Raw genomic sequence first — 15,829 nt, forward strand, 5'->3', positions numbered from 1 at the left:
GGAAGGGCCATGAAAGCATTAGCCAAGCTGAAAGCAGAGACCGGCATCTGGATGACTGACGCACCGCAGCCGGAGATGGGCCACAACGATCTGCTGATTAAAATCCGTAAAACCGCCATCTGCGGCACCGATGTGCACATCTATAACTGGGATGAGTGGTCGCAGAAAACCATCCCGGTACCGATGGTGGTCGGCCATGAGTATGTAGGCGAGGTGGTGGGGATTGGGCAGGAAGTACGCGGCTTCAGCCTGGGGGATCGTGTCTCCGGCGAGGGGCATATCACCTGCGGCCACTGCCGCAATTGCCGCGGCGGGCGCACCCATCTCTGCCGTAACGCGGTGGGCGTGGGCGTGAACCGCCCCGGCTGTTTTGCGGAGTATCTGGTAATTCCGGCGTTTAACGCCTTCAAAATCCCGGACAACATCCCGGACGAGCTGGCAGCGATTTTTGACCCGTTCGGCAACGCGGTGCATACCGCGCTCTCGTTTGACCTGGTCGGTGAGGATGTGCTGGTGGCCGGTGCCGGGCCGATCGGCATCATGGCGGCGGCGGTCTGCAAGCATGTCGGCGCGCGCCATGTGGTGATTACCGATGTGAATGAGTACCGGCTCGATCTGGCGCGCAACATGGGCGTCACGCGCGCGGTGAACGTCAGCCGCGAAAACCTCACGGACGTGATGGCGGAGCTGGGCATGACCGAAGGCTTTGACATCGGGCTGGAGATGTCCGGCGCTCCCCCGGCGTTTCGTTCGCTGTTGCAGGCGATGAACCACGGCGGGCGCATCGCGCTGCTGGGCATTCCGCCGTCAGAGATGTCGATCGACTGGAACCAGGTGATCTTCAAAGGGCTATTTATCAAAGGGATCTACGGCCGCGAGATGTTCGAAACCTGGTATAAGATGGCGGCGCTGATCCAGTCCGGCCTCGACCTGACGCCGATCATCACCCACCACTTCCCGATTGATGAATTCCAGCAAGGTTTTGACATTATGCGTTCCGGGCAATCCGGAAAAGTCATCCTGAATTGGGACTAATTCACCCTCTCCTGCCCTGGGTCAATAAACCGGCCCGGGGCGTTTGATCTCTGCTCCGGCGCTCCTTATATAAAGGCGTTTTGCCTTTATTTTACAGGGAGTTCTGACCATGACGGCGCTGAGTGTTTGTGTCCTGACGTATAATTCCGGTCGATTAATTAAGTCTGTCTTAACACCATTATTAGCCATTACGGATGATTTGGTGGTAGTGGATTCCGGCAGCACCGATGACACCCTGGCGATATGCCGGGAGCTGGGCATTACGCCGCATTACGCTGAGTATGAAACTCACGGCCGGCAGATGAATATCGCCCTCCGGCACGCCCGCCATGCCTGGGTGCTGTGCGTGGACAGCGATGAAATCCTCGACCCAATGACTCTGGCCTGGCTGGCCCACTTTAAAGCAGCCCCGGCTCCTGACCCGCATACGGCCTACCGTCTGTCGCGCTACTGGTTTGTGATGGGGAAGCCGGTCAGAACCCTCTACCCGGTTTCATCGCCCGACTTCCCGGTGCGCTTGTTTCACCGTGATGTGGTGCGTTTCAACGACCGGCCGGTAGACGATGAGGCGGAAGGTTTTGCCTGCAGCAAGATTATTCCCGGCGCGGTACGGCATGACACCTTCTATTCCCTGCATGAAGTCTTTAATAAAGCGAACGGCTACACCACCCGGTTAGTGAAATACAAAACCATCCGGCCCTCATTATGGCGCGGCATCGCCAGCGCCATCGGGGCGTTTTTTAAGTGGTATCTGTTCAGCGGGGCGTGGCGGCAGGGGAAAATTGGCGTGGTGACCGGCAGTTATGCGGTGATCTACTCGTTTTTGAAATACCTCAAGGCGTGGTATGCACATCAGCCGGACGCCCCGCACCCGCGTAGCAGGCTACCCGGCCACGGAAACAGAACCGGGGAGCCTGTGACCGGGAAACAACAGAAACAGTAAGCGGCGACCCGGAAAAAGCGGTCGCCGCAACGCTTGCCTACGGCTGTGCCGCCGGGGCAGGCTGCCCTGCCGGACTCGCCGGACTCGCCGGACTCGCCGGACTCGCCGGACTCGCCGGACTCGCCGGACTCGCCGGACTCGCCGGACTCGCCGGACTCGCCGGACTCGCCGGACTCGCCGGACTCGCCGGACTCGCCGGACTCGCCAGTGAATCCGGCACCAGTTTCAGCGCCTGCCACTGCTGCCACTCGCGCTCAATAAACTGTACGCCCGGCGAGGTGATCAGGCTTTCCCCAATCGCGTTCAGCATCGCATCGGCATAGACCGGTTGCGGCGGCTGTTTCGCTTTGCACTCTTTCACGCCCTGGAACGGGTTACGCGGGGCCGGTTTCGGTTTTGGTGCCGGGGCTTTCGGCGGCGGCGCGGCATGGGTGTTACCGGCAGAAGAGGGTTCATTCAGCAAATCACTGGGCCGCACCAGCACAATGTCGCCCGGCAGGGCGGGCAACATCTGCTGAAGTACCCGGATTGTCGCCGGGTGCGGGTGGCCGATGGCAATCGCCGAGCCATTGCGGCGTGCCAGTTGCACCGCCCGCTCAAACTGGCGGCGGATCTCCGCCTCATTCTGCACATCATCCAGAAACACCCGGCGCTTAATCACTTTCACCGGGGTGCCGGCCGCCGCACGGGTTGCCTGGCTGCTGCCGATGGTCATGCTGTCGAGAAAGAACAGGTGATAGCTGCTCAGCGCCTGCATCACATTCTGCATCGCCGGCAGGCTGGAGGTCATGGCGCTGCCCATATGGTTATTCATGCCCACGGCGTAAGGCACATTCGTCACCGCCTGCCGGATGATGCGGCTCACTTCCTCGCTGCTCATGGCCGGCTGCAGCGTGTCGCGCTCCAGCGGCTGTTTGCTCAGCGGGGCCATCGGCATATGGATCAGGACTTCACGCCCCTGGTTATGTGCTTTGACGGCCATTTCATGGGAGTGCGGGGCGTTGGGCAAAATGGCCACCGTGACCGGCAGCGGCATCTGCAACACCTGGTTTTCATTGTGCAGCCGGTAGCCCACGTCATCAATGACGATGGAGAGCTTGCCGGCCTGTGCGGAGAATGCCAGCAGCAGGGTACTGAATGCGGCGGCGAGGTGAGAGTGCTTCTTCCATACTCGTTGTAACACGACTTATCTTCCCAACCACGGCTGTGGGTTAACGGCCTGTCCCTGGCGACGGATTTCAAAATAGAGTGAAGGCTGGCCCTGTCCCCCACTGGTACCGACCAGCGCAATCGGCTGCCCGGCTTTCACTTGCTGGCCCACATTGACCAGCGCGCTCTGGTTATAGCCGTAAAGGCTCATGTCACCCTTACCGTGCTCCACTACCACCACCAGCCCATAGCCCTGCAACCAGTCAGCCAGCAGGACGCGGCCGTCCGCAATCGCTTTGACCTCGCTGCCTTCAGCGGCGGTGATTACCATGCCTTTCCAACGCAGTTCACCCTGCAACGGCTCGCCGAAACGGTGAATCGTCCGGCCATGTACCGGCCAGATCGCCTGGCCGCCGGGGCGGCCCAGCCCGCCGGTGCGTGACATCAGCGAGCGCTCGCTTTCGGTCGGTTTGTAGCTCGCGCCGCGTTTCTTCGCCTGTTGCTCTTTGGCGCGCACTTTTTCCGCCTCGCGCGCTTCACGCTCGGCACGGGCGCGTGCTTCACGTTCCGCTTTGGCTATCTGGTCACGCAGGCGCGCTTCGTTCTGCCGCAGCTCCACCAGCCGCGCCTGATCTTTCTCCAGCGAGGCCTCCAGGCTGGTCAGGGTTTTCTGGCGGCCTGCGCGGGCCTGTTCGAGCGTCTGCTGTTGCGCCTGTTGCTGGGTGAGCAACTGTGCCTGCTGATCCTGCTTGGCTTTCAGCGATTTTCGCTGGGCGGCCAGATCGGTGCGGGTTTCGGCCAGCGTGTTGATGGTTTTCTGCCGCGCCTCGTTCAGGTAACCGAAGTAGGCCAGAATCCGCTCGCTGCGCTGGCTCTCCTCCCCGCTCAGCACCAGTTGCAGGCCATTGTGCTGGCCAAGGCGGAACGCGGCATCCAGCTGTTTAGCCAGAAGGGTCTGCTGGGCGGATTGCTGTTTCTGTAATTTCTGGATCGACATGGTCAGCGCGCCTATCTCTTTCTCCAGCGACGCCAGCCCGCTCTGGGTATCACGCAATTCGCGGCTGGCCTGGGCGATGATCTTCTCCTGCGCTTTCAGCTGATCGAGCAGGGCGCTGCGCTGCACTTTCTGCAACTGAACGCTTTTCTCTTTTTCGGCGATGTCCTGCTGCAGGGATTTCAGCTGCTGCTTGTTGTCCTCGGCGTGGGCCATAGGCGAACCGAGCAACGCACCGGCCCACAGCGTAGCGGCCAGCAAACACCCGGCAGGGCGGGCCAGCAGGGTAAAGGCATCGGGCGGGCAGGAGATCGTGCTCTGCATCATGCAAAGGCGCGGGAGAATAGGCTGGCTGGAGCGGGGAGATTTACGCAAACTGTCGTCCATTGTGTGAAAACTGATTCGTCCTGGCAGGGCAAATCCCGGGGGTTATCCTAGCACTGATCGCGCGCCGGATGCACAGCCAAAAAGGCAGGCACCCGCCGCAGGCTGCCCCTTTAGTATTTCTTTTTTAGCCGGAATTGCCACTGCTGAAGTGTTAACGTTTTTACTGTTTCCGGCACAGAGACAGAGAGGTGCGCCACACAACGCGGCGGCGCAAGGGGAAAATGGCCGGCAGGGCTCCGGCCTGTGGTGGGTCAGCGAGGCGTAAACAGCGGTTTGCCGGTCATCTCCGGCGGGATAGGCAGGTTCATCAGGCTCAGCAGCGTCGGGGCGATGTCGGAGAGTTTGCCGCCCTCAACCGCCGTGGCCGGCTGGCCGACATAAATCAGCGGCACCGGCAGGCTGGTGTGTGCCGTATGTGCCTGCCCGGTGGTGAGATCCTGCATCTGCTCAGCGTTACCGTGATCGGCGGTGATCAGCAATTGGCCGCCTGCGGCTTTCACGGCGCCTGCCACCTGGGCGATGCAGCCATCCAGGGTCTCCACGGCTTTCACTGCCGCCTCATACACGCCGGTATGGCCGACCATGTCACCGTTCGGGTAATTACAGATGATCAGGTCATAACGGCCGCTGCCGATGGCGGAAAGCAGTTTGTCCGTGAGTTCCGGCGCGCTCATTTCTGGTTGCAGGTCATAGGTTGCCACGTTCGGCGAGTTGACCAGGATGCGATCTTCCCCGGCAAACGGGGTTTCCACCCCACCGTTAAAGAAGAAGGTGACGTGGGCATATTTCTCGGTTTCCGAAATACGCAGCTGGGTTTTGCCCTGCTTCATCAACCATTCACCCAGGGTATTGTCGAGTGAGGCGGGCGGGTAAGCGCAGGCAGCCGGGATCTCCGCCGCGTATTCGGTCAGCATCACGAAGGTGCTGAGCGCGACCTCTTTTTCCCGCACGAAGCCGCTAAAGCCCGGTTCCACAAAGGCACGGGTGATCTCGCGGGCGCGGTCAGCGCGGAAGTTCATAAAGATCAGCGCGTCCCCCGCCTCCATTGCGGCGTCCGCTTCGCCTTCAGCGCGGATCACCGTCGGCTTCACGAATTCGTCATTCTCATCACGCGCGTAGGCGGCATCCAGCGCCTCTGTGGCGGTGGCCGCGCTGAAGTCGCCTTTGGCGGCGGTCAGCAGGTCATACGCTCGCTGCACGCGATCCCAGCGGTTGTCGCGGTCCATCGCGTAATAGCGGCCGACCACTGACGCGATGCGGCCGCAACCCAGTGTGCGGAACGTCTCCGCGGCACGGGCCAGCGAAGCATGTGCGCTGCGCGGCGGGGTATCGCGGCCATCCAGGAAGGCATGCAGGTAGACTGCTTTTGCGCCACGCCGGGCCGCCAGATCGATCATCGCCAGAATATGGCTTTCATGGCTGTGAACGCCCCCGGCAGAGAGCAGACCCATGATGTGGACTGCTTTCCCGGCCTGCACCGCCTTGTCGACGGCTGCCGTCAGCACCGGATTATGGTAGAAATCCCCATCGCTTATCGACTTGTCCAGCCGGGTCAGATCCTGGTAGACAATGCGCCCGGCCCCCAGGTTGACGTGGCCGACTTCGGAGTTGCCCATCTGCCCGTCCGGCAGGCCGACATCCAGCCCGGAGGCACCGATTAGCGTATGCGGGCAGGTTTGCCACAGGGTGTCCATCACTGGGGTATGGGCGTTGAGAATGGCGTTGTCCGGGGCCGCACCGCGGTGGCCGTAGCCGTCCAGAATCACCAGCACAGTAGGTTTCTTAATGCTCGACATGGCGTGTTTACTCACCTGAAAAGAGAGAAATCGCAGGGCATGGCGGCGTGGCACCCGGCCCTGAAGAGCGGCGGATTTTATCGCAATGAAAAAACCACATAGCGCAGGAAGATCAAAGATGCGTCGCAATAAGAGTTAACTTTTGCCGGCCAACAGTGCTAATTTTCGTGCTGCGCCGCAGTTTCTTCACTCATGCCGGCTTACCGGCTGTATTTGAGGCAACGCGCAGGTATACTCTGAAGCCTTATTTTTATCCCCTAACTGACGGGAGTTGCTACACCCCATGCAAGACATTATGGAATTCGTTAGAGATCATCTCGTACTGAGCCTGGCCTGGGTTGCATTACTGATTGCAGTGATCGTAACGACCTTCAAGAGCCGTTTTTCCAAGGTTCGTGAAATTACCCGTGGTGAAGCCACACGCCTGATTAATAAAGAAGATGCCGTGGTGGTGGATACCCGCCCGCGTGATGATTTCCGCAAAGGCCATATCGCGAATTCAATGAACGTCGTTGCCGCCGATATTAAAAACAACAACATTGGCGAGCTGGCGAAACACAAAGCGCAACCGGTTATCGTGGTATGCGCCAACGGCACCAGCGCCCGTGCCTCTGCGGAAGCACTGAGCGCCGCCGGGTTTGAACACGTTTCTGTCCTGAAAGAGGGCATTGCGGGCTGGAGCGGCGAGAACCTGCCGCTGGCACGCGGCAAATAATCCAATCTACCGGAAACCGGAGGCTAGTCATGGCTAAGATCGAGATGTACACCAAAGCGACCTGTCCTTTTTGCCATCGCGCAAAAGCGCTGCTGAATGCGAAAGGGGCCGCTTTTTCCGAAGTCGCGATTGATGCGCACCCGGAAAAACGTGAAGAAATGATCACCCGCAGTGGCCGCACGACGGTTCCCCAGATTTTCATCGATGGCCAGCACATCGGCGGCTGTGATGATTTACATGCGCTTGAGGCGCGCGGTGGCCTGGATCCGTTACTCTAAGGGCCGGGTGCGGTTCGCCGTGGTGCAATAAGGACGTTTAACTAAAAGGTATGACTAACATGTCAGAGCAAAACAACACAGAAATGGGTTTCCAGATCCAACGTATCTACACTAAAGATATCTCTTTCGAAGCGCCGAATGCTCCGCAGGTTTTCCAGCAGGAGTGGCAGCCGGAAGTTAAACTGGATCTTGATACCGCCTCCAGCCAGCTGGCTGACGATGTGTATGAAGTGGTGTTGCGTGTTACCGTGACCGCCTCACTGGGCGAAGAAACTGCGTTCCTGTGTGAAGTACAGCAGGGCGGTATTTTCTCTATCGCCGGTATCGACGGCACACAGCTGGCGCATTGCCTGGGCGCATACTGCCCGAACATTTTGTTCCCGTATGCGCGTGAGTGCATCACCAGCCTGGTATCACGCGGTACCTTCCCGCAACTGAACCTGGCCCCCGTCAATTTTGATGCGCTGTTCATGAACTATCTGCAACAGCAGTCTGAAGGCGAAGGTGCTGCTCCACATCAGGATGCCTGATGGATAGTGTCAATGCGTCAATGACAGTGATCGGTGCCGGCTCGTACGGCACCGCTCTGGCCATTACCCTCGCGCGTAATGGCCATAACGTCGTGTTGTGGGGCCACAACCCACAACATATCGATGCCATGCAGCAAGCCCGCTGCAACCAGGCATTTCTGCCCGATGTCCCTTTCCCCGATTCCCTGTTGCTTGAAACCGATCTCGCCCGTGCGCTGGCTGCCAGCCGGGATGTGCTGGTGGTGGTGCCGAGCCATGTGTTTGGGGATGTCCTGCGCCAGCTGAAGCCGCATTTGCGTGCGGATGCCCGGGTTGTCTGGGCGACGAAAGGGCTGGAAGCGGAAACCGGCCGCCTGTTGCAGGATGTGGCGCGTGAGGCACTGGGTGACGCCATCCCGCTCGCCGTGCTCTCCGGGCCGACATTTGCCAAAGAGCTGGCGGCCGGTTTGCCGACGGCTATCGCGCTCGCCTCTACCGAGGCGCAATTCGCGGACGACCTGCAGGAGTTGCTGCACTGCGGCAAAAGCTTCCGGGTTTACAGCAACCCCGATTTCATCGGTGTGCAGCTGGGCGGTGCCGTGAAAAACGTGATCGCGATTGGTGCCGGGATGTCCGACGGCATCGGGTTCGGGGCCAATGCCCGTACCGCGCTGATCACCCGTGGCCTGGCAGAGATGAGCCGCCTTGGTTCGGCGCTGGGCGCAGATCCGTCCACCTTTATGGGGATGGCGGGCCTGGGCGATCTGGTGCTGACCTGCACAGATAACCAATCCCGTAACCGGCGTTTCGGTATTATGCTGGGGCAGGGGAAAACCGTTCAGCAGGCGCAGGATGAAATAGGCCAGGTCGTGGAGGGTTATCGCAATACCAAAGAGGTATTGGCGCTGGCGCAACGCTATCAGGTTGAAATGCCGATTACTGAACAGATATATCAGGTGTTGTACTGCAATAAAGATGCACGGGAAGCCGCCACAACGTTACTGGGTCGCACCAGAAAAGACGAAAAACAGAGCGCCTGACCGGTTATTTTATCCAGCCACGTGGCCGAAAAAACCGGTCGCGTGGCTTATTTACATAAGGCAGAGGGGAAGGCAATGTCGTCTGAAGAGTTAGAACAGGTCTGGAATTACATCAAATCAGAGGCGCGGGCGCTGGCTGATTGTGAACCGATGCTGGCCAGTTTCTTCCATGCAACATTGCTTAAACATGAAAACCTCGGCAGTGCCCTCAGTTATATTCTGGCCAATAAGCTGGGCAGCCCGATTATGCCTGCCATCGCCATCCGTGAAGTAGTGGAAGAGGCGTACCGTTCTGACGTGCAGATGACCCTCTCCGCCGCCCGTGACATCCTGGCGGTACGGTTGCGCGATCCGGCGGTGGATAAGTACTCCACGCCGCTGCTTTACCTGAAAGGCTTCCATGCGCTCCAGGCGTACCGCATCGGTAACTGGCTGTGGAAACAGAACCGTCAGGCGCTGGCGGTCTACTTCCAGAACCAGATTTCCGTTACCTTTGGCGTGGATATCCACCCGGCGGCCCGAATCGGTTGCGGCATCATGCTCGACCACGCAACCGGCATTGTGATTGGGGAGACGGCGGTGGTGGAGAATGATGTTTCCATCCTGCAATCCGTCACGCTGGGCGGTACCGGCAAAACCAGCGGCGACCGTCACCCGAAAATCCGTGAAGGGGTGATGATCGGCGCGGGCGCGAAAATCCTCGGCAATATTGAAGTCGGGCGCGGTGCGAAAATCGGTGCCGGCTCCGTGGTGCTGCACTCGGTGCCGGCGCATACCACAGCGGCCGGGGTTCCGGCGCGCATTGTCGGCCGGCCGGAAAGTGAGAAGCCTTCACTCGATATGGATCAACACTTTAACGGTGATGGGTTCGTCTACGGGGACGGGATTTAACCGCTTCCCGGTACCTCAGAAACGAAAAAAGCAGGCCTGGCCTGCTTTTTTATTGTCACAGCGATAATCAAGATTTAATCAGCGCCCCGGCGTAACCGAGCTGGCGCCACGCCTCATACACCACCACGGACACCGCATTCGACAGATTCATGCTGCGGCTGTTGGGCTGCATCGGAATCCGGATCTTCTGCCCGGCAGGCAGGGCATCCAGAATAGCAGCAGGCAAGCCACGGCTTTCCGGCCCGAACAACAGATAATCCCCGGGCTGATAACTTACCGCGCTGTGGGCGGGCGTGCCTTTGGTAGTCAGTGCAAACAGCCGGGCAGGCTGCTCCTGCTCCAGGAACTGGGCATAGTCGGCGTGTTTCTGGATAGACGCGTATTCATGGTAATCCAGCCCCGCACGACGCAGGCGTTTGTCGTCCCAGGGAAAGCCCAGCGGCTCAATCAGGTGTAAATGAAAACCGGTATTAGCACATAAACGGATAATATTGCCGGTATTTGGTGGGATTTCAGGTTCAAATAAAACGATATTCAGCATACGCCCCCCAGAATTGAGGGGCGCAGAATACCAGAAACTTAACGCAGGTGCAGCGGCAGCCAGATAATCAGGCGCAAGCCGCCGAGCGGGCTGTCATCGGCGCGTACCCAGCCACGATGCTGGGAAACGGCGGTTTCAACAATCGCCAGCCCCAGCCCGGTACCGCCTGATTCACGGTCGCGCGCTTCGTCAGTACGATAGAAGGGACGGAAAATCTGTTCCCGATCGGCCGGTGATACGCCGGGGCCGTCATCATCTACCGTAATGGTGATGCCTTCGTCGTCGCAGGCAAAGGCAACGGCAATGTGATGGTGGGAATAACGCAGCGCATTACGCACGATATTCTCTAGTGCGCTGTCCAGCGCAGACGGATTGCCAATCAGCGTCCATGGGCCGGGCGGTGAGGTGATTTCCAGCTTTTTCCCAACCTGTTCTGCCTCAAATTGCGCATTTTCCAGTACGTCCGCCCACAGGGTATTTGCCTTCAGCGGTTCGCGCGCCAGTTCGTTTTTATGCTGGCTGCGTGATAACACCAATAGGTCATTGATCATGCTGTCCAGCCGGTGGGCTTCCATTTCAATACGCTCCAGCTCTTTGCCCTCGCCATGACGGCGACGCATCAGGGCTGTCGCCAGTTGCAGGCGCGTCAACGGGGTGCGCAATTCATGGGAGATGTCGGAGATCAGCCGTTGCTGGGCGGTGACCATTCTTTCCAGCGCGCTAACCATCTGGTTGAAGCTGGCACCGGTCGCCAGAAACTCCTGCGGGCCGGCTTCCAGCTCCGGGTGCTGTTTCAGGTTGCCGCGCGCCACATCATCTGCGGCATTCTTCAGCTTGCGCGCCGGTTTCGCCAGACTCCACGCCAGCCACAGCAGCAGCGGTGAGCTGATCAACATGGTGACAATCAGCAGCAGCAGCGGCCGGTCAAACATCAGGTTGATAAAATCAGACTGGGGGCTGTTGGCAGGGCGGATCAGGTAAAGCTGGTAGTTGTCTTCCCCATCACGAATCGAGAAGGGGCCGACCATTTCAACCCGGCCATATTTTTTCTTTTTCGGCCGATCGGCGTTATCTGACTGGCCAATAAAGTTACGTACGATCTGCATCTCGTTGCGCTGGGCGCCAATTACCCGCCCCTCGCTGGTAACCAGCAATAAGCGCTGGCCCGGCGGTGCCCATTTGTCGATGGCGCGGAACAGGCGCCGCCACCACATCAGGTCGTTGGCCGGGTCGCTGGCCAGTTCGGCTTCCACATGCTGTTCCAGCATCAGGCCCTGCCGCTGTTCACTCTCCAGCAGCGGGGTCAGCTGGCGGGAGTCCAGCTTGGGCACCATCAATACCAACATCAGCACCAGCGCCAGGGTAAACCAGAAAATGGCGAAGATTCGTGCTGTTAAGCTGTTGATCATGTTGCGGATACCATCAGATAACCCCGGCCACGCAAGGTTTTGAACCACGGGTGCCCGTCTTTGCGTTCAGGCAGTTTGCGGCGCAAATTGGAGATATGCATATCAATGGCGCGGTCAAACGGTGTGAGGCGTTTGCCCAGTACTTCCTGGCTGAGATGCTCACGTGACACCACCTGGCCCAGATGCTGTGCCAGCAGATAGAGCAACGTGAATTCGGTGCCGGTCAGATCAAGCACCTGATTTTCAAAACTGGCCTCCTGCCGCCCCGGGTTCAGCTGCAGGCAGTCCACTTGCAGGGTTGGCGCACCGCTTTCCCCATTCTGTTGCTGTTCACTCCAGTGTGAGCGGCGAAGAATGGCACGGATGCGGGCAACCAGCTCCCGGTCATTAAAGGGTTTCGGCAGGTAATCGTCTGCACCCAGCTCCAGGCCCAGCACCCGGTCCAGCTCGCTGCCGCGGGCCGTCAGCATGATCACCGGCGTCTGATGGTGCTGACGCAGCTCCTTCAGGGTATCAATGCCGTTTTTCTTCGGCATCATGATGTCCAGCAGCAGCAGGTCAATGCTGCTGTCCAGTTGTTCCAGTGCCTGTTCGCCGTCATGGGCTACCACGACGTCAAACCCTTCCATATCCAGCAGTTCTTTCAAAAGCGACGTGAGTTCACGGTCGTCATCGACTAAAAGGATTTTATTCATTGTATTTACCTCTAGACGCAAAATACGTCATCAATTGTTGGCATTCCATGACTTTACGAAGTTTTACATGCACTGACGCATGTTTGCAGCTGCATCACTACACTGGTTCACATTGAATAACGAATCGTGAACGGCACCAGGAGTTTTTTAGATGCAAAAGGTAACTGCGTTAGTGTTGGCCACCCTGTTGCCGCTCTCTGCGGGTATGGCACAGGCCGCTGAGACAACGACCAGTGAACCTGCCTGGAACCATAACGAATCCATGCTGAAACATGGGTATGTTAACAACGAATTAATGTTTGATGGCGTCAGTCTCACGGAAGAACAACGCCAGCAGATGCGTGATTTAATGCACCAGGCACGTCGTGATATGCCCCGTATCAATGTAGCTGAAATGGAAACCATGCATAGGCTGATCACTGCGAAGAACTTTGATCAGGCTGCTGTTGAGGCCCAGGCCGAAAAAATGGCGCAGGAGCAGGTTGCCCGCCAGGTCGAGATGGCCCGGGTACGTAACCTGATGTACAACCTGCTGACCGATGACCAGAAAACGGTGTTGGCGCAGAAGCACCAGCAACGTATGGATCAACTGCAAAGAATGCAGCAAGTGCAACAGCAAAATGCGCAACGCATGAATGATTTGCAACCCACTTCTGCCCAGAAGCTGAGTACCAAAGAGTAGTACCCTGTTTTTCCTTGCCATAGACACCATCCCTGTCTTCCCCACCGAAAGGTGGGGTTTTTTTTGCCGGTGCCACAGGAATTTTCTTCCTGACTTATCACAGTAGTCATACTGTTTTACGCTGTGTCAGCGTCCCGGCAGCACGGGGCGGGTGTTGCCATTCGGAGGATAAGCGCACGAAGGGCGGTTCTTTTTATCCATCTGATGGAGTTAGGAATAGTGCTATTCTTATAGCATCAATGTGCTGCAGAAAAAGGTATGATAATCCTGCAGCGTGTTGGCGTTCAGCGCCGGTTCGGATGCGCACGCACGCTTCATTACCCAGGACACCTGCCTGTCGTTAGCGCAGGAACGGCAAGGACATTAAGAAAATCAGGCCAGTTTTCACCAGGAAAAGTTTTTGGATGCCGATTATTGAACAGCCTTGCAACAAGCGGTGGATTACCCCGCGATAGAGTGACCTGAATCAATTCAGCCTGGGCTTTTTGTTATACTATCGCTGACCCAAGACCGGTTCATTTTCTATACTGCCCGGCGCACGTATAATCGGCGGAATAAGCATTTTTAAGAAATTGCATCTACAAGTTCAGAGGTAGTCATGATCAAAAAAATTGGTGTACTGACGAGTGGCGGCGACGCCCCAGGTATGAATGCTGCGATCCGTGGTGTTGTGCGTGCCGCATTGACCGAAGGGTTGGAAGTTTACGGGGTTTATGACGGCTACCTCGGCTTGTACGAAGATCGCATGGAGAAGCTGGACCGCTACAGCGTGTCCGATATGATCAACCGGGGCGGTACTTTCCTGGGCTCCGCACGCTTCCCTGAGTTCCGTGATGAAGCGGTTCGCGCCAAAGCTATTGAGAACATGAAAAAACGCGGTATTGACGCGTTGGTGGTCATCGGCGGTGATGGCTCTTACATGGGGGCAAAACGCCTGACTGAAATGGGCTTCCCCTGCATCGGTTTGCCGGGCACCATCGATAATGACGTGGCGGGTACTGATTACACCATCGGCTACTTTACCGCCTTGGAAACCGTGGTAGAGGCCATTGACCGCCTGCGTGACACCTCCTCTTCTCACCAGCGCATTTCGATTGTTGAAGTAATGGGGCGTTACTGTGGTGACCTGACCCTGGCCGCAGCCATTGCCGGTGGGTGTGAGTTCATCGTGCTGCCGGAAGTGGAGTTTACCCGCGACGATCTGGTTGAAGAGATTAAAGCCGGCATCGCCAAAGGGAAGAAACACGCCATTGTGGCGATCACGGAGCACATCTGTGACATCGACGAGCTGGCGCGTCATATTGAGAGTGAAACCAAGCGTGAAACCCGCGCCACAGTGCTGGGCCATATTCAGCGTGGCGGTGCGCCGGTCGCTTATGACCGCATCCTGGCTTCCCGCATGGGCGCATACTCTATTGAGTTACTGCTTCAGGGCTACGGCGGCCGTTGCGTCGGTATTCAGAATGAGAAGCTGGTTCACCATGACATCATTGATGCCATCGAAAACATGAAGCGGCCTTTCAAATCTGACTGGCTGGATACGGCAAAAAAACTCTACTGATCTGATGTCGCTGAAAAAACCTCCCATCGGGAGGTTTTTTTTCGCCTTCAAATGCTTATTCCAAAAAAACATAGTCGCTATCTTTTTATTCTTTAATCCTTGCGGGGGTTTCTGGCAGGCTGGAGGCCAGAATAAAACACGTCGCAATGATCGAAACCGGGAGAGCGTAACAATGCGTAAATGGGGAGTAGGACTGGCACTGATGCTGGCAGCAACAAGCACCTTGGCAAAAGATATTCAATTGCTTAACGTTTCTTACGACCCAACGCGGGAGTTCTACCAGGAATATAATCAGGCCTTCACCAAATACTGGCAGCAGAAAACCGGCGATCACGTCACGGTGCGCCAGTCACATGGCGGTTCCGGTAAGCAGGCCACCTCGGTAATCAACGGCATTGATGCGGACGTGGTAACACTGGCTCTCGCCTATGATGTAGACGCGATTGCTGAGCGTGGCCGTATTGATAAAGCGTGGATAAAACGCCTGCCGGACAATTCCGCCCCTTATACCTCCACCATCGTTTTCCTGGTGCGTAAAGGTAACCCGAAACAGATTCACGACTGGCCGGATTTAATTAAACCCGGCGTATCCGTGATTACCCCGAACCCGAAAACCTCCGGCGGCGCACGCTGGAACTACCTGGCGGCCTGGGGTTACGCGTTGCACCACAACAACAATGACAAGACCAAAGCACAGGATTTCGTGAAGGCACTGTATAAAAATGTGGAAGTGCTGGATTCCGGTGCCCGCGGTGCCACCAATACCTTTGTGGAGCGTGGTATGGGTGATGTGCTGATCGCCTGGGAAAATGAAGCCCAACTGGCGGTGAAAGAGCTGGGTAAAGATAAGTTTGATATCGTGACGCCAAGCGAATCCATTCTGGCGGAGCCTACGGTTTCCGTGGTTGACCGCATTGTGGACCGCCGCAACACCCGCGAAGTGGCGGAAGGCTACCTGAAATATCTCTATAGCCCGGAAGGCCAGACAATTGCCGCACAGAACTACTACCGCCCGCGCGATCCGGCGATTGCGGCCAAATTTGCCAACGATTTCCCGAAACTGAAACTGTTTACCGTGGATGACGTGGCCGGCGGCTGGGCTGAAGCGCAGAAAACGCACTTCGCGACCGGGGCTATCTTTGACCAGATTACCCGCCGCTGAGTCTTTCAAGGCGATAAACCCTGTATTCCGCGCAATAAAAAA

General features: G+C 57.5%; 16 protein-coding genes. 10 read left to right on the top strand and 6 right to left on the bottom strand.

Going from position 1 to position 15,829, the window contains the following annotated elements; translation table 11 throughout:
• Positions 1-9 precede the first annotated feature (9 nt).
• Both tdh and CYR55_RS16665 read left to right on the top strand, forming a co-directional pair.
• Entirely contained in the window at positions 10-1,035 is a 1,026-nt protein-coding gene (gene tdh, locus CYR55_RS16660; RefSeq protein ID WP_101817490.1) for an L-threonine 3-dehydrogenase, read from the top strand.
• 109 nt (positions 1,036-1,144) lie between these two features.
• A complete protein-coding gene (locus CYR55_RS16665; protein WP_101817491.1) occupies positions 1,145-1,978 on the top strand; it encodes a glycosyltransferase family 2 protein in 834 nt (277 codons plus the stop codon).
• A 37-nt stretch (positions 1,979-2,015) separates the two neighbouring features.
• On the opposite strand, the gene CYR55_RS16670 is transcribed toward CYR55_RS16665, so the two are convergent.
• The 3 genes from CYR55_RS16670 to gpmM form a co-directional block, all read right to left on the bottom strand.
• Positions 2,016-3,161, bottom strand: a complete 1,146-nt coding sequence (locus CYR55_RS16670) for a divergent polysaccharide deacetylase family protein (RefSeq protein WP_165699617.1) — start codon at positions 3,159-3,161, stop codon at positions 2,016-2,018.
• Between the two features lie 3 nt (positions 3,162-3,164).
• Entirely contained in the window at positions 3,165-4,445 is a 1,281-nt protein-coding gene (envC, locus tag CYR55_RS16675; RefSeq protein WP_277622343.1) for a murein hydrolase activator EnvC, read from the bottom strand.
• Between the two features lie 314 nt (positions 4,446-4,759).
• Positions 4,760-6,304, bottom strand: coding sequence for a 2,3-bisphosphoglycerate-independent phosphoglycerate mutase (gene gpmM, locus CYR55_RS16680; protein ID WP_101817493.1), 1,545 nt, complete (start codon positions 6,302-6,304; stop codon positions 4,760-4,762).
• A gap of 283 nt (positions 6,305-6,587) precedes the next feature.
• Between gpmM and CYR55_RS16685 the strand changes: the two genes are divergently transcribed.
• From CYR55_RS16685 to cysE, 5 genes are all read left to right on the top strand, one after another.
• Entirely contained in the window at positions 6,588-7,019 is a 432-nt protein-coding gene (locus tag CYR55_RS16685) for a rhodanese-like domain-containing protein (protein ID WP_101817494.1), read from the top strand.
• A 29-nt stretch (positions 7,020-7,048) separates the two neighbouring features.
• Positions 7,049-7,297 (top strand): glutaredoxin 3, encoded by a 249-nt coding sequence (gene grxC, locus CYR55_RS16690; RefSeq protein ID WP_101817495.1) that lies wholly within the window; start codon positions 7,049-7,051, stop codon positions 7,295-7,297.
• Between the two features lie 59 nt (positions 7,298-7,356).
• Positions 7,357-7,827 (top strand): protein-export chaperone SecB, encoded by a 471-nt coding sequence (secB, locus tag CYR55_RS16695; RefSeq protein ID WP_101817496.1) that lies wholly within the window; start codon positions 7,357-7,359, stop codon positions 7,825-7,827.
• Positions 7,827-8,846, top strand: a complete 1,020-nt coding sequence (gpsA, locus tag CYR55_RS16700) for an NAD(P)H-dependent glycerol-3-phosphate dehydrogenase (protein WP_101817497.1) — start codon at positions 7,827-7,829, stop codon at positions 8,844-8,846. The genes secB and gpsA overlap by 1 nt, the downstream gene beginning before the upstream one ends.
• A gap of 75 nt (positions 8,847-8,921) precedes the next feature.
• Entirely contained in the window at positions 8,922-9,737 is an 816-nt protein-coding gene (cysE, locus tag CYR55_RS16705) for a serine O-acetyltransferase (RefSeq protein WP_101817498.1), read from the top strand.
• Between the two features lie 67 nt (positions 9,738-9,804).
• On the opposite strand, the gene trmL is transcribed toward cysE, so the two are convergent.
• From trmL to cpxR, 3 genes are read right to left on the bottom strand one after another with little or no spacing between them, the layout of a single operon-like run.
• Positions 9,805-10,278, bottom strand: a complete 474-nt coding sequence (trmL, locus tag CYR55_RS16710) for a tRNA (uridine(34)/cytosine(34)/5-carboxymethylaminomethyluridine(34)-2'-O)-methyltransferase TrmL (protein ID WP_101817499.1) — start codon at positions 10,276-10,278, stop codon at positions 9,805-9,807.
• Between the two features lie 38 nt (positions 10,279-10,316).
• Positions 10,317-11,687, bottom strand: coding sequence for an envelope stress sensor histidine kinase CpxA (gene cpxA, locus CYR55_RS16715; RefSeq protein ID WP_101817500.1), 1,371 nt, complete (start codon positions 11,685-11,687; stop codon positions 10,317-10,319).
• On the bottom strand, positions 11,684-12,382 hold the full coding sequence (gene cpxR / locus CYR55_RS16720) for an envelope stress response regulator transcription factor CpxR (RefSeq protein ID WP_072931569.1): 699 nt from the start codon (positions 12,380-12,382) through the stop codon (positions 11,684-11,686). Before cpxR ends, cpxA begins: the two co-directional genes overlap by 4 nt.
• 151 nt (positions 12,383-12,533) lie before the next feature.
• Between cpxR and cpxP the strand changes: the two genes are divergently transcribed.
• The 3 genes from cpxP to CYR55_RS16735 all read left to right on the top strand — a co-directional run bounded on the left by cpxP (position 12,534) and on the right by CYR55_RS16735 (position 15,787).
• The gene (gene cpxP, locus CYR55_RS16725) at positions 12,534-13,064 is read left to right on the top strand and encodes a cell-envelope stress modulator CpxP (RefSeq protein ID WP_101817501.1); all 531 of its coding nucleotides are present in this window, start codon (positions 12,534-12,536) and stop codon (positions 13,062-13,064) included.
• A gap of 598 nt (positions 13,065-13,662) precedes the next feature.
• Complete coding sequence (pfkA, locus tag CYR55_RS16730; protein ID WP_101817502.1) at positions 13,663-14,625, top strand: 6-phosphofructokinase; 963 nt, start codon at positions 13,663-13,665, stop codon at positions 14,623-14,625.
• A 172-nt stretch (positions 14,626-14,797) separates the two neighbouring features.
• A complete protein-coding gene (locus CYR55_RS16735) occupies positions 14,798-15,787 on the top strand; it encodes a sulfate ABC transporter substrate-binding protein (protein ID WP_101817503.1) in 990 nt (329 codons plus the stop codon).
• Positions 15,788-15,829 lie beyond the last annotated feature (42 nt).

Source organism: Chimaeribacter californicus, from assembly GCF_002858675.1.
GTDB lineage: Bacteria > Pseudomonadota > Gammaproteobacteria > Enterobacterales > Enterobacteriaceae > Chimaeribacter > Chimaeribacter californicus.

Bases quoted from the DNA above. Each gene is read 5' to 3' on its own strand.
- gpsA (WP_101817497.1), top strand. From the start codon at position 7,827: ATGGATAGTGTCAATGCGTCAATGACAGTGATCGGTGCCGGCTCGTAC.
- gpmM (WP_101817493.1), bottom strand. From the start codon at position 6,304: ATGTCGAGCATTAAGAAACCTACTGTGCTGGTGATTCTGGACGGCTAC.
- tdh (WP_101817490.1), top strand. From the start codon at position 10: ATGAAAGCATTAGCCAAGCTGAAAGCAGAGACCGGCATCTGGATGACT.
- cpxP (WP_101817501.1), top strand. From the start codon at position 12,534: ATGCAAAAGGTAACTGCGTTAGTGTTGGCCACCCTGTTGCCGCTCTCT.
- CYR55_RS16735 (WP_101817503.1), top strand. From the start codon at position 14,798: ATGCGTAAATGGGGAGTAGGACTGGCACTGATGCTGGCAGCAACAAGC.
- cpxR (WP_072931569.1), bottom strand. From the start codon at position 12,382: ATGAATAAAATCCTTTTAGTCGATGACGACCGTGAACTCACGTCGCTT.
- envC (WP_277622343.1), bottom strand. From the start codon at position 4,445: ATGCAGAGCACGATCTCCTGCCCGCCCGATGCCTTTACCCTGCTGGCC.
- CYR55_RS16685 (WP_101817494.1), top strand. From the start codon at position 6,588: ATGCAAGACATTATGGAATTCGTTAGAGATCATCTCGTACTGAGCCTG.
- cysE (WP_101817498.1), top strand. From the start codon at position 8,922: ATGTCGTCTGAAGAGTTAGAACAGGTCTGGAATTACATCAAATCAGAG.
- secB (WP_101817496.1), top strand. From the start codon at position 7,357: ATGTCAGAGCAAAACAACACAGAAATGGGTTTCCAGATCCAACGTATC.
- trmL (WP_101817499.1), bottom strand. From the start codon at position 10,278: ATGCTGAATATCGTTTTATTTGAACCTGAAATCCCACCAAATACCGGC.
- grxC (WP_101817495.1), top strand. From the start codon at position 7,049: ATGGCTAAGATCGAGATGTACACCAAAGCGACCTGTCCTTTTTGCCAT.
- pfkA (WP_101817502.1), top strand. From the start codon at position 13,663: ATGATCAAAAAAATTGGTGTACTGACGAGTGGCGGCGACGCCCCAGGT.
- cpxA (WP_101817500.1), bottom strand. From the start codon at position 11,687: ATGATCAACAGCTTAACAGCACGAATCTTCGCCATTTTCTGGTTTACC.
- CYR55_RS16665 (WP_101817491.1), top strand. From the start codon at position 1,145: ATGACGGCGCTGAGTGTTTGTGTCCTGACGTATAATTCCGGTCGATTA.